Below are 26,191 nucleotides of genomic sequence, written 5' to 3' on the forward strand. Positions count from 1 at the left end.
GTCATTTCCTTCCAAACAGTTTGAGGATGGCTGATAGTTTCAGGATGGCTGCGATCAGCGCTGCCCAGAAGCCGGGCTTGGCGACAGCCACGGGAGGCGCAGAGGGCGCGGCGGTCGGTTGTGGAACGGCAATTGGCTTCGCGGGCTCTGGCGGGGCTGCAGGGACGACCGCCGATGACGCCGGGCCGGCAGACGGCCACGGCGTGTCCTTGATGCGCGACCATTTGCGATAGGCCTCGGCAAGCCTGGTATCGTATGAGTTTTTGCGATAGCCGGCGCCGTTGTAGCCCTTGGCGAATCCCGACCAGTCATGATTGCGCAGATTGTCGTCGAGCCGGTTCTCGACGATGAAGTCGATCGCCGCGCCGAGCTGCAGCGCCTCGTCCGCCATCATTGCCTCGGCCATCGCCTGCACGGTAAGGAAGCCCGCGGCCTTGAAATTCTCGCCGAGGACCTGACCCAGCCCCCACGAAGCGGATTTGAGCGCCGCGGTTTCGTCGATCGCACAAGCTGCCCTGAGCCGTGGGTAGCTCTCCCTGGGATAGGGCTTCTCGCCCCACTTCGGATAAGCGAGGCCGGCGGCTACCGCTTGTGCCCGCTTAGCACCCGACAGGTTGCGGTAGAAGACGTGCGGTTCGAACAGGATGACCGGCCGGCCAACGGCGTCGAAGCCGTGCCCGCTGGTTTCAACATCGAGGAACGCGTGCATCTCGTCCTCGCCGACGCCGATCCGGGCACCGAGTTTCGGCAAGTCTATATCATCGAGGCGCCTGGCGGCGCCCCTGAACGTCATGTCCATGGGCAGTCCTTTCCGCCCTCGCGGGCAAGGTTTTGAGGTTGAAAAAGCAGATGCGTGGCGGCAAAGCAGAATTGGGCGGCAGCCCGTGCCGATGTTGCCGTGGCAAGGAAGGTTGATGTTTTCGACCTGCCGTGTGAAATGGCCGCGGGATGGTGCACATGTCTGATGATGAACAAACCGCTGCGGCGCGCTGGTCGGTGAAGTCCGAGCTCCGCGCCGTCGCTCGCGACAAGCCGTTGCTCGCGGTGCTGGCGGCGATCCTCTGCCTCTATTGTGCGTTTATCGCCGGACCGATCGTCTATGCGGTGCTGGCCATCAACGGCATTGCGGATTTCTTCAAATGAAGCCAGTTCCGGCGATCTCGCTCCGGTCCCGGTTCCTGCGTCTACCGCGCCCGAAATTGCTCGACCTGGATGAAATTGCTTAGCCGGGATGAAACTGTTCCCGTCTATCGTTCGTACCTGTAGCGGGTACGGGAGGACACGTGACGATAAGAATCAGGCTTCCGGGCGGCACCTTGAAGATCAAGAAAAGGAACGAGCTGCGGCGCCGCGAGCAGAACCGCGAGGTGCCGGTTTGGCAGGTCGGCAATTACTTCGTCATCTGGTGGCCGAGCGGCGTGTCCGATCGTCCGTCCTCGCCCAGAAAATCCTCGCCCAGGAAATAGCCCGCGCACCAGACGATGCCGACCGAGCAATGACGCCTCCGTGCGGGATCGGGAACCGCCGTGCGCGCCAAACCTCCGAAGACCGCTCGATAAATCCCAGAAATAGTCAGCGGGCGGGCATTGACTCTTCCGCAACGGAAGGTCTCTGATGCTGCATTGCACAATGGGGTGGCGGAATCGATGGCGGTGCGTATCAGGATGCCTGGCGGCACACTGAAGGTGAAGGTGTACCGCGAATTGCGCGACCGCGAACGCGCCCGCCGCATACCCGTCGTCAAGATCGGCCGGATCTATTTCACCTGGTGGTCGAACCGCCAGCGCCTGATTGATGATCAGTCGCCAGGATGAAGCTCCTTCGGCCGGCCCTGCCCGCCTGGCACCGCGAAGCCTCTGCAGCTCGCAAAATAAGTTGATGATCCTGCTGTTGACTCTTCCGCAACGGAAGGTCTCTACTTACCGCATTGCACACAATTGCTGCGTTGCACAACGGGAGTTGGACCGATGGCAGTGCGTATCAGGTTGCCTGGCGGCACTCTGAAGATGAAGACCTATCGTGAGTTGCGGGCCAGGGAACGCGACCGCCGCGTGCCTGTGATGAAGATGGGCTCGCTGTATTTTGTCTGGTGGTCGAAAAGCCAGGACCCTCACCAGAAGCCGCAGGACAGCAGACGGTAGCGGCTCTGCCGCGGTGGGTCTGGGTCCGCGTCAGCGATAAACTCTTGCCGAAACCTCTCCCCCCAGGATTTCTGGTCGAGTTGCAGCGCCATGTTGGTGTGACCTCGCGCGGCTCCCGATTCTTCTGACGTCTTTCGGCGATTTTCACGGCGTCTATATTGGCGGACGCGGTCGTCTCGCAAGCTTGCAAACCGCCGCCGCTTGTCGCAATAGCTAGGCCGTAAAGAGACGCATGGATGATGGAGGCTGACCTGTCTATTGCGAACAGCCGATTTCGGTTGTCGGCTCAGTTAGCCGACGAGCCACCGATCCCACGTGCAATTATTGATTCGGACCTCGAAGACGCGGCGCGGGCATTCTTCGAAGGGGTATCTGAACACCAACATTGGAAGCATTTCTTCGAGCGATCGCAGCTTTTCGCTGAGAGGGTGCGAAAGTCGCGCTTCGGCCGCAACTGATATGCCTTTCGTTCCACCATTCCTCTACCGCCTAGCCGGCATCAACTCCGGCCCCGCAACGAAGCTAAGTTTGCGGAGCGTCCGAAGTTTGCGGCGAGGCAAGCATGCGATCGGCGAAGAATGCATCATCAACAGCGTCTTTTCCTTCGATCGCGCCGATGCAAAGATCACCGTTGGAAAAAGATCCTATATCGGCAAGAGCCACCTCGTGGCGGCTGAGAAGATCGAAATCGGGGATGACGTGATCATTAGTTGGGGTACCACAGTCGTCGATCACAACTCACACGCGACGGGTTGGCAAGACCGCAAGGAAGATGTCGCCGACTGGCATCAGGGAAAAAAGGACTGGTCAAAGATCACCATTGCGCCAGTGAAGATTGAAGACAGTGTTTTTATCGGCTTCAACGTCATTATTCTCAAGGGCGTAACGATCGGCAAGGGATCGGTCGTTGGTGCGGGCTCTGTCGTCACGAAAGACGTGCCGCCCTTTAGTATGGTCGGCGGTAATCCTGCAAAGCAAATCGGCGGCGCTGCTGCTAGATCAGCGACTTGAGCACAGAGCTCCGGCCATGTAGGCCATGCTGCGCATCGCCGTCTTGGGTGCAAACCTTAGAAATTCGGTCCGCAGTCTGTGTTTTACCCATCCTTTTTTTTCGCCAGCCAGGTGCTGTTCATAAGCGAGGTCGTGCGCAAAAACCTTTAGCCGTTCGACCTTTAGCCCAGACGTTTTGAGAAGGTTTTCAAACGTTTGGGTCGTGTAGAAGTTGATATGCCCATACGGCCCTGACATCCGAATGGCCTTGCTGAGATCTCGCGTATGCTCCAAAGGCACTTCAATATAGAGCTTCTCGCAGACCCGAGCCGCCTCCCTCAGAAACATCCGTTCGTGCTCGACGTGTTCGACGACGTGAATGGCAAGCCCAAGATCGAACGACTTGTCGGGATGAGGGATGTGATAGCCGTCGAATACGTCGATGCTGTCCAGTTTGGCGATTTTTCTTGCCTTGATGGCCTCGACGCCGCTCTTCGAAATCTCGACGGCGCCAAGCTTCTTACCGAGCCCCTTCCTGTTCAGCTTATCCAGCACCGCACCTTCGCCCGCCCCGATGTCAAGAATCCTGTCGAAGAATTGGCCTTGAATGACCGCTTCGATGTGCCCGACCGACTGGTTTGAAGCTATGTCCCGTTTTGCGGCTACTTTTCCATCGGCGTAATAGTCGTCATAGATGTCGATGATGCTGCCGGCATGCGCCATGGGACAATCCTCCAAGGATAGCCCCCGCCGACCTCATCCTGCCATTGCCTGCGAATGGCGTCCAGCGTCGACTACGGCGCCGCCTACCCAGACCTCAATGAGACCCTCAATGTCGCCGTCAGGAACCGGGATTTCGCGGCTGTGTGCCGGATCCTTCGGCTTTGCGACCATGATCATTGCGCCCACCACCAGCCATTCCTCGCCCTCCTCGAGCTCGGTGATGATTTCGCCCTTATGCTGGATAGCGAATGCCATTGCTTATCCCCTTTCCGCGACTTGTTCGATGAAGCGCAGCGCATTGCCGTCATGGCCGGCATCGTTGAAATGCAAGCCCTCTTGATAGTTTCCCGAATTGATGTAGTCGAAGCCGTCGATCGGGATGGTCAGCACATTGCGCGATCGATAGGTCTGACGGATTGCGCCAAGGGCGGCATCATAGGTCCGACCGCCCGTGTAGCTTGCATCCCATGCGGCTGACGGCCGCGTCGGCGGCATCACAAGGATACGCGGTGCAGCGGCCGCTTCCAACGTGTTGATGATTGTTGCGATGTTTGCCGATATCGTGGCCGGCGGCGTGCCAAAGCTGTCATTGATGCCGAGCGCCAGGATGGGCACGATCTTGCCGCCGGCGTAGCCGCATTGAGCGGCGGCCGATGTAAGACGCGCGGTGTTGAATGACGAGAAGGAATAGCTGCCGTGTGCCGCGCGCAAGGTGCGCAGGCGCGGACGCGAGCCGGCCGCCTTGACGCCAAGCCTGATGAGCCCGGTAATCTCGACAGGACCGCCGACAGCCGTAAGAGTGTAATTGCCGCTTGCCGCTTGCCCGGTGAGCGAAGGCCCCGAATACTGATCAAGCGCCAGGGCGCCGGCGCAGTTGACGGTTTTGTACGCCGCGCCGCCGTTGAAGACAAAGGCAAGCGATCCCTGAGCGGCGTCCTGAGTGTAGTGGACGTCGACCTGTTCATAGGTGCCGGTAAACGCCAAGGACGCGCCGGCGGCGAGGAGGATGCTCTCGCCGATCGGCCCGCGCGACCCTGTCAACACGCTCCCGGCGACGGTGACGCCATAGAAAGTCGGAAGATAGGTAGAGCTTGGCCGCAAAGCAGTCATGCCCGGTTCATCGTCGGCAATGCCGATATTGGCAAAACGCGTAACCAGGTTGAACCAGTGTTTCGGCCCGTCGCTGGCAAGCGCCCAATGGCCGATGCTATCGGCGATCAGGCAGAGCACATCGTTGTTGGCGATGTGTTCGGCCATCGTCGCGCGAAAGCCGTCATAGAGATTTTGCAGCGACGGCCGGCGCGGAATGAAGAAGCGCTTACTGTTGACGGCCGGCTTGCCAGGTCCCCAAAAACCGTCGCCAGATGCGGGAATGGCCGTCAAGGTGAAATTTCCAGGCGGCACATAGGGATTGGGATGAGCGCTCGCCGCGGACGCAAACAGCGCGGTCGCATCGACGACGCCGTTCGGATCGGCGTCAGCCAGCAGGTTCATGCCGGTATTGCTGGCGCCGCCGGTCAAGGCCCGGTCGGCATCGGCGAGCAGACCGGTCTTGATCGTAAAGCGGACCTCGTACCGATGCTGGGCGGACGATGCTACGGTCGCGCCATTCGACAGCGCGCCTGATTTGATCCATGCCGGGATGCCTTGCGGGTTGACGTTGTTTTGAAATTTGTAGGCGCCACCGCTGATCGCCGGATATTTGCCGGCTGGGATTGGGATACCCAGCGGGATATGAGCGACCCCGTTGACCAGCGTCACCGCATATGTGCTTAGGACATTGACCACCAACCCGCCGAGATAGTCCACTACATGAATGAGCGCAGCGCCGGCGCCAGCGCCAGCGCCAACGTCGACCGCTGTAATATGGCCGTCGGCCGGCGCTGGCGTCTGCATGATGACGCTGTAGCTGCCCGGAACGTCCGACCCCGTGTTGACCAGCGTCGGCCAGCCGATTTCCTGGCTAACGCCGACAGCGGAAACGAGACCGTTTGCTGTGGTATAGGCAGCACGCGCCTTGACGGCGACTTCGCCGGTGAAGGTCGCCTTCCACTGCGGACCATTTACAGCGCCTATAGTCTTGGCAGTGTGCGAGGCCGGAACCGCCGCCGTGAACCACTCGAGTTCGCCGTTCGGAATTGCCCCGGCAGTGTAGTACCAGCTACCAGCGCCAGTGCGCTGGAGGCCCATGACGCTGCCGGCAGGCTTCAGGATCGAAAGCCCTGAAACAACAGACGACGGGCCGGCTGGAACGGACATTGTCTGGTCGGAAACCAGGCTAAGCGTCCCGTCGCCCTCGACGTGGGCAATAACGATGTGGGCTGTCCCCGGCACGATGCCAAATCCAAGCTCCAGGTCGACAGATATTCATCGACCGTCGACAGCGATCCAGGCCAAAAATAGACGCTGTCGTTCGTAATCACCGTGCCGCCGACGGAACCCGTGATCGGAACGGGTCCGACGATCCTTGAGCTGATCAGGGCAATTTCCGCCGTTGCCGCGCGAACGCCCGAATCGGCCGCCACAGGCCCGGCCGTGACATTGTACAGCCCAAGCACACCAGTCGAAGCTTCGGTCCAGAAATACTCGCCGACATCGACATTCCTGCCAAGCACCGCCGCGGCGGCGGCGCCGGCGAGCCCTGCCGAGGCTGCAAAACTGAACGTCGGCGCCACTGTGTAGGAGCCCGGCGCCGTGATCAGTATCTGCGTCAGCGCCCCGCCCGCCACCACGAAGCGGCCGGCGGCGCCCGAACCGGTCCCGCCGGTAAACGCCAGGTCGAACGTGCCATTGGCGCCGCCCGAGCCTGCCGTGATCGCACCGTTGCCGACGACGCCGAAGCCGATTGCCGCCGCCGTCGTCGGGAAAATGCCCTTGCCGTAGAGCGAAGCGTCGCGTGCAGCCTGGGCGCTGATGACTGCGGCGGCGGCGGCGACGGCATCGGAATTGGTCGCAGCCCGGTCGGCAGTGGTTTGGCCGGCATTCGCGGCGGAAGCGGCGGCACTGGCGGTTGCCTGGCCGGCGCTGGCTGCGGCAGCATCCTTCAGCGCCTGGGTTTCATCGCGCAGCGCTTCGACCTCTTCGACCACATCGGCGATGTCGGGCGAAACGGATGCGGCGATGGTTATGGCATCGGCGCCGACGGCCGGCTCGTCGGCCGTGAACTCGAACACGCGGCCGGCGTTGACCGACCCGATCTGGGTGTGAACGGTCGTGCCCTTCTGCAGGGTGCGCGTAGAACGGGCGTCGGCGGCGCGAAACCAGTCGCCTTCGCTCGCCGTGTAGATGCCGTTCTGCGTCGGGTCGGCCTGGTCCTTGACCAGCACGCGGTCGCCGATTTCGGCCGGCACGCCGTCGATGGCCTGCAGGCCGTGCAGGAGGATGCCGCCCGTAGTTGCGAGGCGCACGGGTTCGCGTTCGCCGGTCAGGAGACGAACGGCGGCAGTTGCAGGTCGGGACATGAGGGCTTGCTCCATAAAAAAAGCCCCGCTAAGCGAGGCTGGAAGGGGTTCGGTGCTGGTGTGGGAAAGCTAAGCTACGCGGCCGGACACCGCGCTATTCGGCGCAGCCGGTGTATTCACGGACGATTTTGCGGATAGTGAGCAGCGCGCTCCAGGGCTACAGCAATCCGCCGATGAGCCTTCTTGTGCCGCCCATTGCCGCCAGCCCGCAGGCCATGCCGGCGCAGTCGGCGACCCAGTCGAGGATATCCATATCGCGCGCGATCAGCTGCGCGCCCTGAAGCAGCTCGATCGCCGCGCCGGTAATGGCGAGGAGCAAAACCAGTCTCGTCTTCTGCTCCGGCCAGCCGAGGCTTCCAAGCGCCGCCAGCACCGCGAACGCCGCGGCGTGGTTGAGCTTGTCGTGCTGGAAGGTGAAGCCCATGTCCAACTCCTGCAGGAAGCGCACCGGCGAAAGCGCGAGCAGGAGAACGCCGGCCAAGGTGAGCAGAAAAACGATCCTTGCCATGGTCGGAAAAGTGTCTGTGCGCAACAGGTCAATCCTTCATCTTAAACAGGAGGCGATCCAGGAGGCACCGCCAACTGACCGCCCGGCGGTTAGCAGGCCATAAGCCAGCATCGTGACCACAATCAGACCGCGGGCCCGTTGCGTGCCTGGTCGCCATTTCCGGCGCATACTCACCAGTGATTGCGCCAGCGCTGATCCGGTCGAGCCGGCTGCCGGGCCTGCATCAGCGACGAGCGACGGAGCGTGGCTGTACATCACTTTGGGAGCAACGGAAGCACGTTCTCGTCAAGGAACCGACGGCGCTTGCCGACAAGCGGCAACCGATCACTCTCGAAGTTCCGGCAATACCCTTTCGTCGAGAAATTTGAGACGGCTATCCAACATTTCGGCGTTGGCTGGGCTAGCCGGCACATTGACCGGGATTAGATCTGCCACCGAGTCCCCCCGTCGCGCAGCTTCGACCCACTCTTCCATGGCGCCGATATATCCATCCAGCGCCTCGTATGGAGTCTTGGCGTCCACAGCCGGCAGATATGTCGGGGGCACATCGCCGACGATTACCCATATCCATGGGTCAACTTCTGGCCTGCCCGGAACAATCTCGAAGAGGAAATATAGATTATGCCATCGGCACCGTATCCAAGGTACTCCCCCTTGATGTCTGAAACCCAATCATAGAAATCAAGATATTTTCGGGGCTTCCAGACGTGCAGCATCAAGCTCTTCATCGCCTGTGCTTTTGTCAGCCGACGGCAAGCGGGTGACGCTAGTCAAGTCGGGTTTGACGTCGCTATAATTTCTCTCGACCACTTGTGTTCCCTTTCATTTCTTGCTTGAGCCATCTTCTTCTTGCCCAGCGAGCATAGTCTCTTGCATCGCCATGGTGTTTAATATGATCTGCTCTCGCACGATGCGTTATGTTTGAGAGGTGATCTGCCCCCCGTCGGCCAGCGCTTTCTCGTGAGACACATCCATATTCCGGCCCGTGGGCTGATTGGTCCTTGCCAGAACGCTCCGTGCGAAGTGACGCCCCGGTTTCTTGCACCGCTGTCGGCTCCGCCGCTCAGCGTCGCAATCACCCATGTCAACCGTTACAATTGGAAGTCGAAACTAACTCCGCTCCGATTCTGGGTGTTCGTCGAGGGTTTTGCCTCGCCTCCATGGCGAGGTTTTTGTCTCGCGCCAAGCATACCAGCCGTAAGGTAAATCAGCCAACTGCATAATAGTCTTGTCTTTTTCAACCATATTTTTCAGGCCTATGATCATAATATCGCTTTCAGCGAAATCTTCGGATTCATCCGCGTGAAACTGCCATGATCCGTCATCATCATCATGCACGACGCGAGCAACCCACCCACCATTGCGTATAGCTTTCCTGTTTACAAAAACAGCTACGTTCTGGGGGTCTTAAAACTTCCATTTAGTCATCACAGCGCCTATTTGTTCCACTTTCTCTGTTTCGAATTCTTGCAACCATCCTTGCATTGGTGTAACTATTCGATCCGGGAGTCTTTGTCGGATCAACTGGAATAAGCGGATCGATGTGATCAAACTGTGATTCGTTGGCGGAGGAGTAACGCCTTTTTTTACTTTCACCGGGTCAAAGCAGAGTAAACTCCGCTACCATTCAGAATGTGTTTAGGTGATTTTGTCGCGCTTCCATGGCGAAGACTTTGTATCGCGCCACGCACGCCAGCCTAACGGCAAATCCGCCAACTGTGCAACAGTTCCATCAAGCTCGACCACCTCGACCAAGGCCACTAAAATTAGGTCATCTTGATCAACTTCAGCTTCATTTCCGTAGAATTGCCACGACTCATTATCGTCGCCGTCATCATCATGTGACACATACGCAATCCAGCCGCCCCCCCTAAATATCTTCCGAGTCGAAATAACGGCTGTGTTTTTTGGGTTTTCGAACTTCCATTCGGTCATATGTCACCTATTTGTTCGATTTTTCTATATTCTCAAACCCAGCCGTAAGACGAAGATTTTTATAGCTATTTGATCCTGACGATTTTGTCTTGTCAGCGGGATTAACCGGATCTATGTGATCGATATGAGCTTCATTTTTTGGAGGAGTTACGCCTCTTTTGCTTTTCTTTGCTAGAATTATTTCTATACCACTCTCATCCGATCTCAAAATTCCATCATTCACCCTTTTATTTTCCTCGAAAATAGCTATCCTCTGCTTCTTTGTTGGATCCTTGCCGGACGCAACGTTGGGAGGATCTTCCAAATGCGTATAGGGCCTCCTTATTTCTCGGGCCTTGCCGGTCGAGATCGGAATCTCTTCTGCATTGACAGAAACCGGGGGAGCCCCACCATCCAGTACGATATCAGGTTTAGCATTCGCAGAACGCCCGGCAAGCCTTGCCAACACCTGGCTGCCAACGGCACTGAGCCCTTCGGCAAGGACATTGCCGCCCGCCCCCCAAAGCGCGCCGTTGGCAATTCCCCAGGGGACGCTCTGTCCTGTGTTGAAGGCGTATGCCCCGCCATAAGTGCCACCCGCCACACCCCCGACGCCAGTTCGGGCAGCAAGACCGATCAAGCCGTTCTCTGCCGCCGCGCCAACGCTTGCCCGGCCCAGCAAACCGAACAAACTCTCCGCCAGGCCATATCCGCTTAAACCGGTGCCGAGGGCTTCCGCCGCCCAACCGGCCGAGCCGGCCCGGTCCTCGGCGTCCTCGGTCTTGGCCTGTTCATCTTCGAGGAGGTGCTGGTAGTTTCCTCCCGACCAAACGGAGTCCAGCCCGGCGGAGATCGCATCCGCACCGCCGGCGGCCGCGCCCTTAGCCGTGAGGCGGCCGACATCCGAGAACGCCAAGCCGAATTGCTGTAGCCACGGCATGGCGCTGTACTGGGCTTGGGCCGGATGTTCCCCGATCCACGCCAGCCCGTTCTTGAGCACCGCAACCTGGGCTTCCAACGACTCTGGCGCGACGTTCGGATCTTGGGCGGCCTCGGCTCGCCACTGGGCTTCCGCCGCCACAGAAATCTGTTGGGTTGTCGCCTTGCGGGCATCAGGATCGCGAACCGCCAGGACGATCGAACTCAACTTGGCAAGGCGCTTTTCGAACGGCACACCTTGGTCGATGTATTTCGCCGCCTGCTGGCCAGCTACGGCCCAGGGCATTGGCAGTATTCGGTCGAAGCCCAACTCCTGCTGAGCAGCGACGGCCCAGGTGACGGCAGCCTTATAATCCTCAGGAGCTGTGATCTTGTCCCAGTCCGGAGCATGGTTCGGGAACAGTTGGCCGACGTAACCGGCGGGATCGGCGCGCCTGGCACCCAGCACCAATTGCGCGGCGCCGGCCCTTATCTCATATTGCTCCCGCTCTTCCGGCGAGCCGTAGGGGCCGGGTTCAAAATCCCGAATCTGGGCGTGTATCGCCTGGTTCGGGACGGGTCGCATGTCGAAAACCGCGCGGCCGATATCAGCCGTTATGTCGAAGGCTTGGAGACGCTTGCCGCCATCTTCGGCGCCGTACACGGCAGTGAAGTCTTCGGCACCCGGTGTCTTGCCAGAATAGCTGCCGGTATTGGCAATGGCAGCCGGCGCGTTCTGCAAGGCGATGTCGATGTTCGTGCGCGCATCGACCAGGCTTGCCACAGTCGCTACCTGCGCCTTCTGGCCGAGATCCTGAACCGTGTCCGGCGACAAGTCGGCAATCCAGGGTCCTGCGGCAGCCCAAGCCGTATTTCCGACGGGCCCCACGGAACCCGTGCGGATAGGTGTTTCGTCGGACGGAAGGCCACCTACGGGCGCTTCGCGCGTCGCCAGCACGCTGGACCCACTCGCCCGAGGTCCGCCCACAGCTTCGATGGTATCGTCCTTAGTCCTGCCGTCCGTTGAGACCGGCCCAGTCCCCAGCATCCCCGCAGCGCGCTTCGGGTCTTGGGCGATCATCGCCTGGACGAGCGCCTTTGCCGCGTTGCTGCGCCAGGCGGCCTCGGCAGCTTGCCGGGCCACCGGGTTGCCCATCTTGCCGATCAGGTCGAGCCCGCTCTGCCTGATCGCCTCGAACGTGCCGCTGTCGTCCGGGTCGCCCTGCGCGATGGCGCTTGTGTAACCGTCCTCGACCTTGCTCCACTCGGCCTGCTCATAGTTCTGGCGCCGCGCGTGCTGCTGCGCGGCCATGCGCGCCGAGCCGGCGAGCCGCAGAGCCTGCTTTTGCGCGAGGAAGTTGGCGCGTTCGCCCTCCGGCACTTTCGCCGCGGTCTCGTCGAAGATCTGGTCGAACAGGCCGGGCTTGACGACGCCGTCGCTGCGCGGATCGAGCTGGCCATACATGAAGTCGTGCAGGCCGCCGCCGTCGGCCGGCGCGGTCTGCACCGCCACGGCCTCGGCGTGCGCTATGCGTGCGTTCAGCTCGCGGCCGATAATGTCGGCGTCGAACGCATCCTGCTGCTGCTTCTGCTGCCGGAAGCGTTCGGCTATCGCCGACAGCTCGTCGCCAAAGCCTTGCATGGCGGCGCCCACCGGCGAGCCGTTGGGATAGGAAACCACATTGCCGGTATCGAGGCGGCGCTGGGCAAGCTGGAGCGGGATGGTGGCCATCAGTAGAGGCCTCCACCCGGCGCCGGCGGGAAGGCGCTTCTGCCGAACGTCACCGCCTTGGCCGGGTCGTAGAGGCCGGAAAGGCCCGACACGAGATTGCCGCCGGCCTTGAAAATCGAGGCGCCCACCGCCTGTCTGCCGGAAAAGCGCGCGATCGCCGCCTGCGTGGCGAGACCGTTCTGGCGCAGCTGCGAGCCGTACTGGATCGCCTTGAGGTCGAGCTGGCCCTGCCTGGCATTGGCCGCCAGCACCTCGGTCGGCGAGCCTGCTATGGCGACGCCCGAAGCGCCGGCCTGGGCACGCGCCTGCGCCTGCAGCAGATCCTGCTTGTGGCGCTCCTGGCCCTGCTCGAAGGCCGAGCTTTGGGCGTCGGCCCGCGCCTGCTGTTCATAGGCCTTGGCCTGGTACTCGGCCATCTGCTTCGACTGCTGGCCTTCCGCCAGCGCGCCGCCGACCGAAAGCGCCGTACCGATAAGAGCTAGTGTGCACATGGTCAGCCTCGTTCGCCGGCGGGAATGAATTTGCTTTTGATGCCGTCGACCGGCGCGCCGATCGCAGGGCGCCGGTCGAGCACGCCGCCGGGGCTGAGGAAGGACAAAAGCAGTCGGTCGGCCTGGATTGCCGGGCGGCTGAGACGCGATGGCGCGGCGGCGCGCGGGCCGGCCATGGCGGTGCGCCGGATGGTGGTCAGGTTGACTCTTGCCCCGGCAGCGCCGTCGGCATCGAAATGGCCGTTGGCGACGATGACGGCGCGGCTCAAGGCATCGGCCGCGAACAGCTCCTGCCGCAGTTGCTCGATCAGTTCGTGAACGCTCTTCCAACGCTCGCCGAGGGAGGCCGCCTTTGTTTGGATCTCAGCGCCAAGCGCTTCAATGTCGACGCGGGCTTCGTTTCGGGCGGCGGCGATGCGGCGCTTGTCCGCTGCCTCGATGGTCTGCTCGATCAGCGCAATTGCATCGTTGCAGTCGTCAAGTGCGGCACGGGCTGCTGCCAGGTCGCCCTTGCCGAAAATCGCGCGATCCTCGGCCTGTTGCAGCTCCTGTTTGCAGGCGATCGCATTGTTGAGGTCGGTGTCGAGCAAGGCGCGGATGGCAGCGAAATCGGCAGCCGTCCGCGCCTTGCCGAGGTCTTCGGCATGGGGGATTTGGGTCACGGGTGGGTTCCTTGGTTGGGGAAGCGATGGAGGACGGAGCGGGTGATCTCCCCCCTCGAGGGGGAGATGGCCGGTAGGCCAGAGGGGGTCGTCTCGCGTGGAGCTCCAACCCCCTCAGTTTGCGATGGGAGGCCGCGTCAGGACGTGCCGACCCCTCTGTCGCCTTCGGCGACATCTCCTCGAGGGGGGAGATTAACTAAGGCTCGGCGTCGAACACCGGTGTCATCGCCCTGATCGTGCAGGGCGTTGGATTGACGTGGCGGATCTTCACCCGCCCCTGCCCTTCCCAGCTATCGTCGATCGGCACCTCGACATTGCCGGTGAACAATTTCGCCATGCCGTCGGGTGCAACCACGGACGGGATGCGAACCTGCTCCGAGCGGCCGCGGATGAACGACTGGACCTGAAGCCCGGTTGTGTCGGTTTCCAGCAGCGAAAGGATGAGCTTGGCCACCTTCTTGCGCCGCCCGACGATCGATCCGTCGCGGCCGCCGACATCGAGCTCCAGCGTGTTGGCTTCGGACTGGTAGCCGAGCCCGACCTGCCATTTGGCTGCCGTAGCCCCACCGGGCAGCGAGACCGCGCCAGCGGCCACAGCAAGGCCCTTGTAGACCTTGCCGTCGGCCAGGACGTCGGCTGTTTCGCCGTTGAGATGATCAAGCCCTGAGACCGTGCCCACAGCGACGCCATCATAGGTCAGACCGCAGTCGACTTCGAATGCATCGCCGATCCCGCCATACTCAAACGGCGCGGTCTTTATTTCGATATAGCGCCTGGTCACGCCGCCGATCGTGCGCTTGACTATCAGCCAGAGATCGTCGTTGCCGTCCTGGCCGGGCGTCACCACGGCGCTTTCGACAACGGCCCAGTTCGATCCTGCGAAGCTTCCGGCGATCTGGTGGATGTGCATGCCGCGAACGTCCTGCGACGGCTGATGCGTGTAGCCGCCGAGTTCGCCATCCCCGAGCGGGAACCACAGCAGCGGATCGGGGTCGGTCTGGAAGGCGAGTTCGACGACGCCTTTCTTGGGAATGTGCTCCGATATCTGACCGACATCGTCGGAGGTGAAGCGGCCGGTGGCGTTTTGCGTCAGCTCGGCGATCGATTTGCGGGAGCGGGTGACATAGAGGAACGACTGCCCCGCATCGACGGGACGCAGCGGGGCACAACCGAAAGTCCGCGACCGGCGGTTCTTGAACGAGGACGGCGTCAGCGCCTCGTCGATGCCGGAGCCAGACAGCGCCCTCACCCCGCCAAGCGTTCCGATGATCAGCGCGCCGTCCGATTCCGCCACCCACGTAATGTCATTGGCCTGACCGCCACCTGCCTGCACGAATTCCAGCGCGTCGGTGTCTTTCTCACCGGTGGCGAAGTTGTCGAAATCGCCGGTTTGCGAGGCATAGACCGAGAATTTTCGGCTGAACGCCAGGCGCTCCTCGTAAAGCGAACCGCTCTGGACGTACTTGCCGGGCACGAACGTGCCGAGACGCCAGCGGATGATCGGGCTGAGATCGGGCAGAGCGTGCCCGTACAACTGGACCGTGACTACCGTCGTGCTGGTCCGGGCAACGACCTTGGCCCAGCGCCAGAAGCCATCCGCGCCAAGCAGACGAACGGCGCGGCCGATATCGCTGGTCTGGAAGCCGATACCGTCATTGATGCCGACGATCGAGGAGGCCGAGAGATCAAATGGCGTTTGCGACGGCGCGTATTCGTGCAGGGCCAGTTCGGCGATAGCGGTTCCGTCGCTGCCGCCACCTGAAAACAGCAGCTGATAATATTCGTAGGCAACCGTGTTGTTGAAGCCGTCGAAGAAGCGGGTTTCCGACTTGGACCAGCCGGTCTCTCCGTCCCGGCTGTCGAGCGTCGTCCAGTCGGTGCCGTTGTGCGAGGCCTGGAATTGCCACTGGCTCGGCGATGCAGTGTCTGAGTGATCATTCGTGGCGGTAATCCAGTAGGCGTCGACCGTCTTGGCCCCGCCGCCGCCGAACTGGTAGCGCAGATACCCGCTCGGAAAGCCCGCTATGTTCTCCCCCTTCTGCTTGTCGCCATCGAACACCTGCCACACGTCGGATGAGCCGTTGCTGTTGCTGACCGTGCCGCTTGGCAGCGTATTCGCGACCATGACCGGCATGGCGTTGCCGGTTGCGGCCGGCGTTAGCGTCGTGGCCGTGGTGTTGATCTTGTCGTATGGGCCGTCGAGAAAGACGAAATCGGCGAGCATCCAAGTCGTGTGCGCAGTGCGCGTCAGCACTTTGACCGGATGATCCTTGTGGGTGATCCACATCTGGTCTGCCGACTGGACGAATTGCAGGTCGAACAGATCGGCCTCGGGATAAGGCGAAACGACTTCGACCGTGCCGACACGCGCGCCATAGGCATAGACGCGGATGTAGAGATCGCCGAATTCGAGCGCATAGGCCTGATCGGCCGAGAAGATGAACGGGATCAGCCGTGTCGCCTTCGACGGAGCCTTCACCTGCGCGCAAAAATACGTGCCGCCGCGTTTCCTGATGCCGCCATGCGGCAGCGTGACGAAGTTCGTGCATTTCGACAGCGCCGCCCGGTAAAGGTCGAGCGAGGCGCGAGCATGCAAGCGGGGAGAAATCTCGCCGCGGATGAAAGCGTCCTGGACCGGATAGAGCGTGGTCATCGGCCGACGCCCCGGCTGTCGCCGCGCTGGAAAGCCCAGGACGTCGTGGAAAATCTGCCGCCGCGCTGGATGGCATTGGCTGAATAGGCGGCGTCCAGCGCCCTGTCATAGGCGCTGCGTGCGACGTCGATCATGCCGGACTTGTGGGTCAACGGATGCGCGATCTTGATGGCGAGCGCCGCCACCAGCACTTCGCTGAATAGCGCGTCCCAGTCGTTGGGGTCGGTCAGGTTGGCGACATAGCGGATGATGCGCGGCCCGGCCTGATCGGAATAGACCAACCCGGCCTCCTGCCGCCATGAGAGCGGCACGCCATCCGGCTCGCCATTATGGGTCAGCGGCAAGGGCCGCAGGCAATCGGCGGGAAGCTCATAGGCGAAGTTCAGCGTGCCAGCGCCGCCGCCGGTGTCGAAGCCGGCGACCGAGGCCGCCAGGATGGCGAAGACAAAGGCATGCTTGGTCAATTCGGCCTCGCGGGTCAGGTCGAAATGCAGATTGAGCAGGCGCGCCGCCTTGGCGTCCTGGTCGAGGCTGTCGATCGGCGCCTCGTCGAGCACGGCGAGCGCCATGTTGGCGATGTCGAGCGGGGTGATGGCCATGGCTCAGCCCTCTGTCTGTATGGTTGGTCGGAGAAAACGGGGCATGGTGCCTCCACGGCAAAAAGCCGCTTCGAAGCGGCTGGGGATTTTTTGTGATTTGTGGCTTGGGCAGAACGTTGCACGTCTCGTGCATCGAGCGTCACAACGCCAACCGCCCGTCAGGACACGGGTGGCAGGCGCTGCGTGATCCGTGTCTTTTCCGTTCGAAGCAAGGAAGCAATGCTTCGGCTATTGCGGTTCACGATATCGCCGCGCAACGCGGCGATGTCTTGCATGAATTGTGTCAGCCGATGCGTGCGCCGGTCGAGATCCCTGTTTCAGCTGACTTGGCAAAGACGCTTGCTTTCACCCTTCCGGCACCTCCCGCCAAAGCCAAGCCCCTGTCCAGGGCATCCTGAAGACTTGGCGTGTAGTAGGCGGTGTCTTCCAGGCCGCTGAAGAAGTTTATGCGATGAACTTCCCCCTTCTTACTCATGACAATGCCCGCTTTTCGGAGCACTTCCTGAACTGTTTTGTACTTCATGTTCATGGTGACCTCCCTTACCAAGACAAGGCAGCATCGCCCTTTCTTGTAACTGTTTGGTGCCGTCGATTGAGCGAAGGGCAACATGAATGTTGTAGCGAACGCCAAAATTCACATCACTCCGACGCAGCGCAGCGGGTGAACTTGGGATTCGCCGACCTGGCGTCCAGAAGGGGCGGGACGTCTGACGCCCGCCCCTTCGCCCGATCAGGCCTCGGTCGTCTTCAGCGCGATGAACGTCATGTGCTTGACGCTCGACGCCGTGCGGTCCCAGTTTGCCGCCAGTGCCAGCTCGGCATCGGTGGCGAATTCGCCGGCCGAGGACGCATCGAGGAAGCGGGTGCCCGGCACATGCGGCACGAAATGCCGGCGGCCGACCATTTCGGTGACGCCGCCGCCATGGCCCTGCCGCGGCTTGCGGTCGAACTCGAGCGGGCCGCCTTCGGTATTGACTGGCAGCTCGTTCCACAGGATTGCCTTGTCCTTGAACATGAACGCCGTGTAGACGCCGCCGGCAACCGGAATGTCGTCGTCGACGACAGCCCTGAGCCCCATGTAATAGGGGATCAGCGGCCCGCCCTGCTCGGACGACGGCACATAGTCGATGAGGTCGGCGAGTTTCAGTGCCTTCATCTGTTTGGAATGCATCCAGATCGTCTTGAACTTGTCGGCGCGGTCGCCCATCAGATAGGCGGCCTCGATGATGTCGGTGTCGACGATGGAGGCGCCGGTGATGCGCACCAGGTCGCCGGCGTCATTGGCAATGTTGTCGGCCAGCACGCCTTTCAGTATGCCCAGCAGCGTAAGCTTGTTGGCGCGCTGCCAGTAGTCGGTCTGGCGGCGCACGATAAGCTTCTGCGGATCGTCGCCGGCAAGGATCGAGGTCAGATCCGGGATGCCCCAGGCCTGCGCACGCACATTGCGGGCCGCGACTTCGCGGCGCGCACCGATCTTCTTCATCTCGATCGAGTCGGCCGGGTCGTCATTGACCGGCTCGGACGGATCGTTGCCGAGGTCCTTCCAGCCGGGCATGTCGACGGAACGTCCGCCCAGGCTGAGCTTCGAGGCGATCGACGGGTCGGAAAACAGGATCCCGGCCTGGTAAATCTCCAGCGACTGGACGTGCTCCTCGAACGAGTATTGCGCATAGACGGACGGAACGATCGCGTCCGCGGTACGGGTATAGGCGTCTGCCATTTTTGTCTTCCTTCAGGTTCGGGTTAAAGAGGATTGTTGGGCATCCACAGGTCAGGATTTTCGCCGGCCTCGCGTGCCAGCCGCCGGGCGCGGGCGGGGTCGCTTTTGACCAGGGCTGAGATGCCAGTCAGGTTGCGCTCGCCGGCGGCATTGCGCTTGAAGGGATTGCCTCCGCTCAAGGCAGCATTGCCGTCGATCGTGTCTTCGCGGAACATCGCCTCGCCGATGGCGTAGAACGCCTTGGCGATCTGCGGGTCGGTCAAGGCACCGTCCGGCAGAAGGATGCCCTTCGCCTTGTAGGCATTGACCAGGCCGAGCTTTTTCATCGCCCGGTTGGCGACCTCGAGCTTCTGGCGAAAGCCATCGCTGCCGGTCGGTCCCCAATCCCTGACGAGATCGTCGTGCGTCATCTCGACTGAGCGGGCAACAGCGATTTGCTGTGCCTTGGCCTGCTCCGCCATGTAGCCGACGAAGCGGTCGTGATAGGCCTGTGCGACCTTCGGGGTAGCACCTGCCTCGACTGCCCAGGCCTTGGACGCATTGGCGAGCTCGTCCGAATAGGCGAAGTTTTCGGGAAGCCCGTCGGGGCGCCTGTACTCGACCTTGTCGGGTGAGGTCAGCGGACGCATCGCCTCGGGCAGCCGGGCATGGAACCTGTCCCAGTCTTCCGCGGCTGCATCGGCTGCCGGAACGCGCAGGCTCTCGCCCTGCTGCCGCTCCAGCTCCGCATAGGAGGCGAAGACCCGATCGAGGCTTTCAGGCTTGGTCCAGCCCTTGGTTTCAGCAAGCTTGCGGTTGCCTTCGGAAAGACCGTCAAACCAACTTTTGGCCGCAGGCGGGGCGGACCCGTTGTCCCCGTTGGCCGGTGGCCGTGCAAGGTTGCCCGCCGGTGGCGCCGCCACCACGGACCCGGCGTCTGCCAGATCTGTCATGAGAAGATTCCTTTTGTTACAGAATTAAAGGCCGGTGATGAGAGCACTGGCGGCGAAGCTTGGTATCTCCCCCCTCGAGGGGGAGATGGCCGGCAGGCCAGAGGGGGTAGCCGCGCGTGGAGCGCCGACCTCATCTGTCGCCGGGCGTCGCGCCCGTCGAACCGACCCCCTCTGTCGCCTTCGGCAACATCTCCCCCTCAAGGGGGGAGATTAGCGCCTACGCATTATCGCCCCAGTTCTCCCAGAGCAGGGTGATGGTGCCCGACACCGCCAGCGTGCCGTCGGCGTCGATATCGGTGCCGGTCGCAAACGCCAGGTTGAGATAGAGGTCGACCGGCGTCACGGTGCCGTCGAGCGTCAAGGCTGCGGCAACATCGGCAATCGACGCGCTCGACGGCGCGGCACCCGCGCCATCCAGCGTGCGGCCGGTCGCGGCCAGCACATTGACCATGGTGCCGGCAAGCACCGCGCTCGATGCTGCCGTCGAGCCGAGCGACCAGGTCAGCGCGGCATTGTCGTTGATGGTCGAGGCGCGCGGCGTCAGCACGGCGAACTGCAGTCTTGCCGTGCCGCCCTTGATGCGGACCTTGCCATCGAGAAAGTCGAAGAGCTTCTGGCTGGCAAAGCCCTGCGCATCGGTGACCGGCACCGGCATGGCATTGAAGGAGAAGACGGTGCGGTAGGCGCCGCCCTGCCCAGTCGTCCTGGCGGTAAGCCCCGCCCTGGGCGGGGCAAGGCCGGCTTCTCTGGCGGCGGCACGCGAAAGCGTCCGGGCAAGACCTCGGGTCATTTGATTTCTCCATTCTTGCGGGATTGAAAACGGGGTCGGCTGGGCCGCCGCACGCAACAGCGGCAAAAGCTCATGGACATTTGGATCAGTTATGTGTATTTATACACAACATGAAGGGCGCCGATGTCATCCACAGGCTGTTGGCGGATGGCTGGTACGAAGTGGCTCGAAAAGGAAGTCACGCCCAGTTCAAGCACAAATCCAAGCCGGGCCGGGTGACAGTTCCGCATCCCAAGCGCGACATCCCGATCGGCACTCTCAAGAGTATTGAAAAACGATCCGGCGTGAAGCTGAGGTAGAGAAATGCGGAACTATATCGGATTGATCCACAAGCAAGCGGACAGCGACTTCGGCGTCTCCTTTCCCGATTTTCCGGGCCTGGTGACAGCCGGCGTCAACCTGGATGATGCCCGTGCCATGGCCGGGGAAGCACTGGCCTTTCATGTCGAGGGGCTGGTCGAGGATGGCGAGGCCATTCCCGAACCGTCGTCCTTGGAGGAGGTGATGTCGGACAAGGACAATCTGAGCGGTGTCGCCATCCTGGTTCCCTTGAAAGCTGAAGCTGCGAAGGTCGTGCGTGTCAATGTCACCATTCCGGAAGATGTCCTCGATCAGATTGACCGATATGCGGAGCGCCACGGCTACAGCCGATCCGGATTTCTGGCCGCTGCGGCGAAAAAGGTAATGCAGATCGAGGCAGCGTAGCGCTCTCGAAGGTCGACTGGAGATGAAGCTCTTTGGGTCTTGTTCGGTTACTTTCTTTGCGGATCAGGCCGTCAGACAAAAACAACCATGTCTTATTTCGTGAGGCACGGCGCCTATGTTCCGCCGCAAATGCGACCGCACTTGGCAAAATCGCCCCGTGTATTAGCTCATAGGTTTCAAGGGAGTACCAGACGATGACCATGTCCAGAGCCATTGCCGCCATGCTGGTGACTGCCGCATTGGCAGGCTGCGCGCAGACCGAAGCACAGCAGAGAACCAGCACCGGTGCGCTGCTCGGCGCCGGCGCCGGCGCGCTTGCCGGCCAGGCGATCGGCGGCAACACCAAGAGCACGGTCATCGGTGCCGGAGCCGGCGCCTTGCTGGGCGCCGTCGTCGGCAACGCCACCACGCCGCAGCCGCGCAGCGAACAGCTTTGCCGCTATCAGGATCGCACCAGCGGCCGCATCTACACCGCCCCCTGCGACGACCGGTACTACAACGGCGACTATTGAGCCGGCGCGGGCTGCAATCACGACAAGGCCGGCGGGACAGCACCCCCCTCTGGCCTGCCGGCCATCTCCCCCTCAAGGGGGGAGATTGGGTATCTTGTCTGCTTCCGCCAATCACCAACGTTGCAGGATTGGCGGCTAGGGCGAAGCTGCTGATCTCCCCCTTGGAGGGGGAGATGGCCGGCAGGCCAGAGGGGGGCGCCTCGCGCCTTTCGGACCTTATCCTACCTACGCCTCCAGCCTCGCCGCCTTCTCCAGCGCCGCCAGCTGCGCCTCGTCCAGCGTCAAAAACCCCATAATGTGCTGCACCACTTCGGCGCGGGCATTGCTCAGCGCGCTGTGCAGCTCGAAGCCGTTCGGCGTCTTGGTCTTGGCCAACCACTCGCCATAGGACGGGCGGCGGTAATAGCCGGTCACGGCCGTCAGGTCGGCCAGCACCATTTCGCCGTCCTGGCCCGAGAACACCCTGAGATAGGCCCTGGCCAGGGCATCCCGCGCCTTGGCCGGGCCGCCGGCCTGGCTGGAATGGGCGAAGCGTTTGCCGCTCATGCGCCCTGCCCGCCCGAAGCATCTTGCGCAGCCTGCGGCATCAGCCCGCCGAGCCCGTCGAGCAGGCCGCTGTCGCGCGCCTGCACTGCCGCCGGCACGGCATCCCTGGCGACCTTGCCGGCGGCAGCCATCGCCGCCATGCCGGCCTGTTCAGCTTGAGCCTTGGCTCTGGCATCGCGGATGCCGGCCACCTCGTCCTGGCGGCGAAAGATGCGCTGCGGGCTGCGGCCGGCGCCCTGCACGATCTTCAGCGCCTCGTCGCCGTCGATATTGTCCATCACGCCGGGGTCGAACTGCGCCATCTGCATGGCGGTGGTGACAACCTGGATGGTGTCGCGCGCCTCGGCCGAACGGCGCAGCACGTCGAGCGGGCCGGTGAAGGTCGGCCGCAACGCCTTGCCGGCAAGGCTCGCCGGCGGCAGGAAGCGGCTGTCTTCCTCGTAAAGTCCCTTGTCCTCGAGAATGCCCAGCTCGCGGTCGAGATTGCTGGCAAAGCCGGCCTGGATGATCGAGCCGGAGGGGCCGAGCAGCGCGCCCTTTTCCTCCTGCCGGATCAAGGCTTCGGTCGCCGTCATCTGCGGGTTCTGCACCAGCGTCTGGAACAGGTTGACGAACATCATGTCACGGATCTCCTCGGCCCGGCTGTCGGCATAATTGAAGGCATAGGTCGGGTTCTGGCCGGTGGCGATCGGCGCGATCAGCGGCCGGCCGGCATCATCGATGAGGCCGGGATAGTTCTCGCCGGGATTGAGCACCGGCACATAGTCGAGCCTTGCCTTGGAGGCGGTCGCCGGATCGGTGATCTGCTGCAGCGCGCGAAGGCCGGAGCGCCGCACGGCGTTCTCCTCGCGCACCGTCGTCAGTGCTTCAATGGTCGGCGAGATGCCGTACGGATCGCCCTCGTAGCGGCGCCAGTTGAAGCACGACACCGGGAACGAGCGAAAACCGCTTTCCCTGACTATCACCTCCTCGTCCTCGATCACGTGATAGGAAGCGAACGCCGTATCGAGATACTGGTAGGAGCCGCTCAAGCTGTACATCTTGCGCTCGTCGCGCGGCTGGATGCACTGGATCAGCGAGATCTTCGTCTCGCATTTGGCGGGGTCGTCGACCAGGATTTTGATCCGCGCCGGCAGTCTGTCATAGCCGAGCAGTTGCGCGGCCTGTCTTGCCGTGCGCTCGTAGCGGCGGTGGAAAATGTCGACCTGGCCCCAGCGGTTGCGCGAGAGATAGCCCTCGACCACCGGGATCGAGGCATAGCGGATCAGCGTGCCGCCAAAACCTTCCTCGGCATAGAGATAGGCCGGGCCGTAGCGCACGACATTGCGCAGGCAGGCCTGCGTTGCCGGCACGAAGTTCGAATTGGCGGAGTAGCGCAGCGAGAAAAGGAAATCGCGCAGCGCTTCCGCCCATTCCTTTTCCTCGTCGGTCTCCTCGTCGTTGATGGCCGCGGTCGACAACCCATGCCATTTCTCCGACTGGGGAATGATCAGGCTCTCCAGCCCCGCGGCCAGCCGGTTGGCGGCCGAGTTGATGGTATTGGCGTAGACACGCGCACCGCGCCGCTCCTGCCGCTCAGCCTGCGAATCGAAGCCGGCCTTTCGGCTGCCGCTCCACATGTCGGGCGCGTCGGGATCGCAGAATTCGGACACCGCCTCCCAGACATGCTCATACTGGCTGCGTTCGCCCTCCAGTTCTGCCTGTCGCGACAGGATATCGCGAGCACGGGAATCGCTCATGGTCAGCCTCGCTTGATGAACTCAATGGGAAAAAGAAATGGCGGGCGCGCCGAAACCGCCGATCTCCCCACTTGAGGGGGAGATGTCCGGTAGGACAGAGGGGGTCGTCTCGCGTGGATCGGCGACCCCCTCTGTCGCCTTCGGCGACATCTCCCCCTCAAGGGGGGAGATTGGAAGCGCCTTATTCCGCCGGCGTCGTCTCCAGCGCCGCTTTGCGCCCAAAGCGCTGCACCACGAAACGGCCCATCTTCTGGCCGGGCACTTCGATCAGCGTGTAGGTTATCCAGGACAGCAGGCACACCACCGGCAAGACGACGACGGTGACGATCGCAAAGCGCAGCGGCGCCGACAATTCGTGGCCGAACTGGGTTATGACCAGAGCCGCCACCGGCTGGAGAACCAGCAGATGGATCAAATAGATGCTGAAGGAAAGCTCACCCATCAAATGAAAGAACCTGTTGGCGAGCGTCATGGCGATCTTTCTGGCCACGATGCCCGCCATTCCCGGCAGCATCCGGTAGAGAACCAGGGCAAAGAACCCCAGGACGAGCGCTTCGCGCATCAACAGCTTGCCCAGCCCATAGCCGCCGCCGAAGGGCAGCGCCGCCAGCAGCATGGCCAGTGCCAGATGCACGAAGGGCCGCTTCTGCCTTTGATGGACGACGCCCGCCAGCAGCATCCCGCACAGGAAAATCTGCATCTTCAACGGCAGGAACGACGGCATCGGAAAATGCACCGACAACTGCCCCATCAAGAACACCATCGCGCTGCCGGTCGCCGCGGTCAGGATGGCCGCCCATAGCCAGTCAAGCCTGCGCACCAGCAGCATGATGGCCGGAAACAGTGCGTAGAACTGCATCTCCAGCCCGAGGCTCCAGTCGGGCAGCGGCGTGCGATAGGCGAAATTCGGCACCAGGCCGAACAGGAACAGCAGATGGGCGCCGATATTCTTGAGGCCGCTGTCGAGATAACGCTCGGGCGCCTGCGGCGACCGCAGCAGGAACTCGTCGATGACCATTCTCGACCCGTAGAGATAGGGGCCAAGCGCCAGGGCAACGAACAGCATGACGTAGAACAGCGGCGCTATCCTGAAATAGCGGCGGGTCCAGAATTTCAGCCAGGTTTCCGGCCTTTGCCAAGGCTCCCTGTCCTGGCGCAGCTGGTAGTGGAACACCATCAGGAAGCCGGACAGCATGATGAACAGATCGACGCCGAGGTCCGGTTCGCCGAGAATAGGAATCTGCCAGCCGGTCAACAACAAGCAGTGCCCGATGAGCACCCAGATCGCGGCAAGCGCCCGAAGCCCGTCCAGGCACTCGATGCGCGATGACCCGGCTTCTGTCATGCCGAACTCCTCGATGGCCATGTTGCAATGCAGCATGGCGGCTGAGGGAGGAATGTCAACCGTGCGGAAGGAACACGATTTGCGCTGTGCTGTTACGGAAAACGCGGAAGCTGCCTTGACCTTCTCCCCTTGTGGGAGAAGGTGGCCGAGCGAAGCTCGGTCGGATGAGGGGTGTTGGACCGATCGCTATTTTGCAGAGGTAAGCTCTTCAAATCGCTAAAGGTTTTTTCGCCTCATCCTTCCAGCATCCCTCATCCGGCTCGGCGCTGCCGCACCGATCCACCTTCTCCCACAAGGGGAGAAGGAAGAGCCCTCATCCCGCCTCTCTTCTTCACCAACCGCGCGTGCCGGCGCCAGTACCACCACGCCAGCACCCGGTTGCGGAACACTCGTCTCATCGCGCCCATGTCAAACCCCCAGCAGCACGCGGCGCTGGCCGGTCAGATCGCCGGGCGACAAATCGGTCTTCACGGTTCCGGCGGTGCCGTCATTGGCCGCAAGCTGGGCCCGCAAGGCGGCTTCGCGCGCCTGCACGTCCTTGTCGGCAATGGTCGGTGTCGGTGGCAACGGCTTCAGCGCCGGCGGCTTTTGAAAAAGGCACATGGTTTTCTCCAAAGTGAGAGGCTCTTGTCCAGTCGTAGAGCAGAAAATCCTCGCCGTTCCGGCCATAGCCCGGCAGGCGGCAGCGTTGCATAGCGCCCAGCCGGGCAAGCCAGCGCAGCGCCAGTTGATTGGCCGCCAAGGCGCGGGCCTCGACACGCCAGGCGCCGCGCGCCGCAACTTCAGGCCCGAGCACGGCATGAAAGAATTCCGTAATCCCAGGCACGCAGCGCCTCATGCGGCGCAGCCCGCTGCGCTGCTCGGCAGCGCCAAAGCCGGCCTCCGGATTGCCGTCGAGCTCGGCGACGTAAGCAAAGCCCTGCAGCGCCGTCAGCGCCAGCAGCGCCGGCGACCACTCGTCGAACTGGCAGTCGATCTCGGCCCGGTCCTCTGGCCGGAGGTTGGCGGCGATGTAGGAGAGATCGCGCAGCGTGGCGGGAATGATGCGGAGGGTCATGCTCGGCGAACCTTACCGTCCACTGCGGCGCTAGAAGGCGGCGGTCGACCTTG

Annotated in this window: 30 protein-coding genes; 9 read left to right on the forward strand and 21 right to left on the reverse strand. The window is 62.1% G+C overall.

The features are described from left to right. Nucleotide 1 precedes the first annotated feature (1 nt). Complete coding sequence (locus NKJ23_RS05125; protein ID WP_352678785.1) at nucleotides 2–799, reverse strand: N-acetylmuramidase family protein; 798 nt, start codon at nucleotides 797–799, stop codon at nucleotides 2–4. Nucleotides 800–957: 158 nt separating this feature from the next. Here NKJ23_RS05125 and NKJ23_RS05130 point away from each other — a divergent pair, with 158 nt between their 5' ends. The 6 genes from NKJ23_RS05130 to NKJ23_RS05155 all read left to right on the forward strand — a co-directional run bounded on the left by NKJ23_RS05130 (nucleotide 958) and on the right by NKJ23_RS05155 (nucleotide 3,152). Beyond that, nucleotides 958–1,143: a hypothetical protein gene (locus NKJ23_RS05130; protein WP_352474196.1), complete on the forward strand. Its 186-nt coding sequence runs from the start codon at nucleotides 958–960 to the stop codon at nucleotides 1,141–1,143. 140 nt (nucleotides 1,144–1,283) lie between these two features. Further along, nucleotides 1,284–1,466, forward strand: coding sequence for a hypothetical protein (locus tag NKJ23_RS05135; protein WP_352474194.1), 183 nt, complete (start codon nucleotides 1,284–1,286; stop codon nucleotides 1,464–1,466). A gap of 180 nt (nucleotides 1,467–1,646) precedes the next feature. Then, nucleotides 1,647–1,814, forward strand: a complete 168-nt coding sequence (locus tag NKJ23_RS05140) for a hypothetical protein (protein WP_023675755.1) — start codon at nucleotides 1,647–1,649, stop codon at nucleotides 1,812–1,814. 153 nt (nucleotides 1,815–1,967) lie between these two features. Then, a complete protein-coding gene (locus tag NKJ23_RS05145; protein WP_352452704.1) occupies nucleotides 1,968–2,141 on the forward strand; it encodes a hypothetical protein in 174 nt (57 codons plus the stop codon). Nucleotides 2,142–2,377: 236 nt separating this feature from the next. Further along, nucleotides 2,378–2,599, forward strand: a complete 222-nt coding sequence (locus NKJ23_RS05150; RefSeq protein WP_352579388.1) for a hypothetical protein — start codon at nucleotides 2,378–2,380, stop codon at nucleotides 2,597–2,599. 88 nt (nucleotides 2,600–2,687) lie between these two features. Further along, the gene (locus tag NKJ23_RS05155; protein ID WP_352452701.1) at nucleotides 2,688–3,152 is read left to right on the forward strand and encodes an acyltransferase; all 465 of its coding nucleotides are present in this window, start codon (nucleotides 2,688–2,690) and stop codon (nucleotides 3,150–3,152) included. Here NKJ23_RS05155 and NKJ23_RS05160 read toward each other — a convergent pair. From NKJ23_RS05160 to NKJ23_RS05235, 16 genes are all read right to left on the reverse strand, one after another. Then, nucleotides 3,141–3,854 (reverse strand): class I SAM-dependent methyltransferase, encoded by a 714-nt coding sequence (locus tag NKJ23_RS05160; RefSeq protein ID WP_352452700.1) that lies wholly within the window; start codon nucleotides 3,852–3,854, stop codon nucleotides 3,141–3,143. The genes NKJ23_RS05155 and NKJ23_RS05160 overlap by 12 nt on opposite strands. Nucleotides 3,855–3,887: 33 nt before the next feature. Next, complete coding sequence (locus tag NKJ23_RS05165) at nucleotides 3,888–4,109, reverse strand: hypothetical protein (protein ID WP_352452699.1); 222 nt, start codon at nucleotides 4,107–4,109, stop codon at nucleotides 3,888–3,890. Between the two features lie 3 nt (nucleotides 4,110–4,112). After that, entirely contained in the window at nucleotides 4,113–6,113 is a 2,001-nt protein-coding gene (locus NKJ23_RS05170; protein ID WP_352679350.1) for an SGNH/GDSL hydrolase family protein, read from the reverse strand. Beyond that, nucleotides 6,062–7,315: a hypothetical protein gene (locus NKJ23_RS05175; RefSeq protein WP_352678789.1), complete on the reverse strand. Its 1,254-nt coding sequence runs from the start codon at nucleotides 7,313–7,315 to the stop codon at nucleotides 6,062–6,064. The genes NKJ23_RS05170 and NKJ23_RS05175 overlap by 52 nt, the downstream gene beginning before the upstream one ends. 157 nt (nucleotides 7,316–7,472) lie before the next feature. Continuing rightward, nucleotides 7,473–7,847: a hypothetical protein gene (locus NKJ23_RS05180; RefSeq protein ID WP_352678791.1), complete on the reverse strand. Its 375-nt coding sequence runs from the start codon at nucleotides 7,845–7,847 to the stop codon at nucleotides 7,473–7,475. A 1,086-nt stretch (nucleotides 7,848–8,933) separates the two neighbouring features. Next, nucleotides 8,934–9,161 carry a hypothetical protein gene (locus tag NKJ23_RS05185; protein WP_352678794.1) on the reverse strand — a complete coding sequence of 76 codons (228 nt, stop codon included), beginning with the start codon at nucleotides 9,159–9,161 and terminating at the stop codon, nucleotides 8,934–8,936. Nucleotides 9,162–9,461: 300 nt separating this feature from the next. After that, nucleotides 9,462–9,758 (reverse strand): hypothetical protein, encoded by a 297-nt coding sequence (locus tag NKJ23_RS05190; RefSeq protein ID WP_352472061.1) that lies wholly within the window; start codon nucleotides 9,756–9,758, stop codon nucleotides 9,462–9,464. Nucleotides 9,759–9,765: 7 nt separating this feature from the next. Next, entirely contained in the window at nucleotides 9,766–12,387 is a 2,622-nt protein-coding gene (locus tag NKJ23_RS05195) for a hypothetical protein (RefSeq protein ID WP_352678796.1), read from the reverse strand. Then, nucleotides 12,387–12,878: a hypothetical protein gene (locus NKJ23_RS05200; protein WP_352678797.1), complete on the reverse strand. Its 492-nt coding sequence runs from the start codon at nucleotides 12,876–12,878 to the stop codon at nucleotides 12,387–12,389. The genes NKJ23_RS05195 and NKJ23_RS05200 overlap by 1 nt, the downstream gene beginning before the upstream one ends. A gap of 2 nt (nucleotides 12,879–12,880) precedes the next feature. Continuing rightward, a complete protein-coding gene (locus NKJ23_RS05205) occupies nucleotides 12,881–13,540 on the reverse strand; it encodes a hypothetical protein (protein WP_352678800.1) in 660 nt (219 codons plus the stop codon). 196 nt (nucleotides 13,541–13,736) lie between these two features. After that, entirely contained in the window at nucleotides 13,737–16,193 is a 2,457-nt protein-coding gene (locus tag NKJ23_RS05210) for a phage tail protein (RefSeq protein ID WP_352678803.1), read from the reverse strand. Next, nucleotides 16,190–16,792: a phage connector family protein gene (locus NKJ23_RS05215; protein ID WP_352678806.1), complete on the reverse strand. Its 603-nt coding sequence runs from the start codon at nucleotides 16,790–16,792 to the stop codon at nucleotides 16,190–16,192. Before NKJ23_RS05215 ends, NKJ23_RS05210 begins: the two co-directional genes overlap by 4 nt. A 283-nt stretch (nucleotides 16,793–17,075) precedes the next feature. Continuing rightward, nucleotides 17,076–17,321, reverse strand: coding sequence for a hypothetical protein (locus NKJ23_RS05220; protein WP_352458158.1), 246 nt, complete (start codon nucleotides 17,319–17,321; stop codon nucleotides 17,076–17,078). Between the two features lie 201 nt (nucleotides 17,322–17,522). Next, nucleotides 17,523–18,512 (reverse strand): Coat protein, encoded by a 990-nt coding sequence (locus NKJ23_RS05225; protein ID WP_352678810.1) that lies wholly within the window; start codon nucleotides 18,510–18,512, stop codon nucleotides 17,523–17,525. Between the two features lie 23 nt (nucleotides 18,513–18,535). Continuing rightward, nucleotides 18,536–19,444, reverse strand: a complete 909-nt coding sequence (locus tag NKJ23_RS05230; protein WP_352678813.1) for a hypothetical protein — start codon at nucleotides 19,442–19,444, stop codon at nucleotides 18,536–18,538. A 217-nt stretch (nucleotides 19,445–19,661) separates the two neighbouring features. Beyond that, on the reverse strand, nucleotides 19,662–20,234 hold the full coding sequence (locus NKJ23_RS05235) for a hypothetical protein (RefSeq protein ID WP_352678816.1): 573 nt from the start codon (nucleotides 20,232–20,234) through the stop codon (nucleotides 19,662–19,664). Nucleotides 20,235–20,344: 110 nt separating this feature from the next. On the opposite strand from NKJ23_RS05235, the gene NKJ23_RS05240 reads away from it, so the two are divergent. The 3 genes from NKJ23_RS05240 to NKJ23_RS05250 all read left to right on the forward strand — a co-directional run bounded on the left by NKJ23_RS05240 (nucleotide 20,345) and on the right by NKJ23_RS05250 (nucleotide 21,451). Beyond that, complete coding sequence (locus NKJ23_RS05240) at nucleotides 20,345–20,533, forward strand: type II toxin-antitoxin system HicA family toxin (protein WP_352678819.1); 189 nt, start codon at nucleotides 20,345–20,347, stop codon at nucleotides 20,531–20,533. 4 nt (nucleotides 20,534–20,537) lie between these two features. Then, entirely contained in the window at nucleotides 20,538–20,939 is a 402-nt protein-coding gene (locus NKJ23_RS05245; RefSeq protein ID WP_352541138.1) for a type II toxin-antitoxin system HicB family antitoxin, read from the forward strand. 194 nt (nucleotides 20,940–21,133) lie between these two features. After that, nucleotides 21,134–21,451 carry a YMGG-like glycine zipper-containing protein gene (locus tag NKJ23_RS05250; RefSeq protein WP_352453776.1) on the forward strand — a complete coding sequence of 106 codons (318 nt, stop codon included), beginning with the start codon at nucleotides 21,134–21,136 and terminating at the stop codon, nucleotides 21,449–21,451. A gap of 225 nt (nucleotides 21,452–21,676) precedes the next feature. On the opposite strand, the gene NKJ23_RS05255 is transcribed toward NKJ23_RS05250, so the two are convergent. The 4 genes from NKJ23_RS05255 to NKJ23_RS05270 form a co-directional block, all read right to left on the reverse strand. After that, nucleotides 21,677–21,997 carry a Bbp19 family protein gene (locus tag NKJ23_RS05255; protein ID WP_352678822.1) on the reverse strand — a complete coding sequence of 107 codons (321 nt, stop codon included), beginning with the start codon at nucleotides 21,995–21,997 and terminating at the stop codon, nucleotides 21,677–21,679. Beyond that, on the reverse strand, nucleotides 21,994–23,736 hold the full coding sequence (locus NKJ23_RS05260) for a portal protein (RefSeq protein ID WP_352678825.1): 1,743 nt from the start codon (nucleotides 23,734–23,736) through the stop codon (nucleotides 21,994–21,996). The genes NKJ23_RS05255 and NKJ23_RS05260 overlap by 4 nt, the downstream gene beginning before the upstream one ends. 181 nt (nucleotides 23,737–23,917) lie before the next feature. Continuing rightward, nucleotides 23,918–25,081 (reverse strand): acyltransferase family protein, encoded by a 1,164-nt coding sequence (locus NKJ23_RS05265; RefSeq protein ID WP_352678827.1) that lies wholly within the window; start codon nucleotides 25,079–25,081, stop codon nucleotides 23,918–23,920. 487 nt (nucleotides 25,082–25,568) lie between these two features. Further along, the gene (locus NKJ23_RS05270) at nucleotides 25,569–26,138 is read right to left on the reverse strand and encodes a hypothetical protein (RefSeq protein WP_352678829.1); all 570 of its coding nucleotides are present in this window, start codon (nucleotides 26,136–26,138) and stop codon (nucleotides 25,569–25,571) included. Nucleotides 26,139–26,191: the final 53 nt, after the last annotated feature.

Origin of the sequence: Mesorhizobium sp. M0184, assembly GCF_040322215.1 — a bacterium.
Lineage (GTDB): Bacteria > Pseudomonadota > Alphaproteobacteria > Rhizobiales > Rhizobiaceae > Mesorhizobium.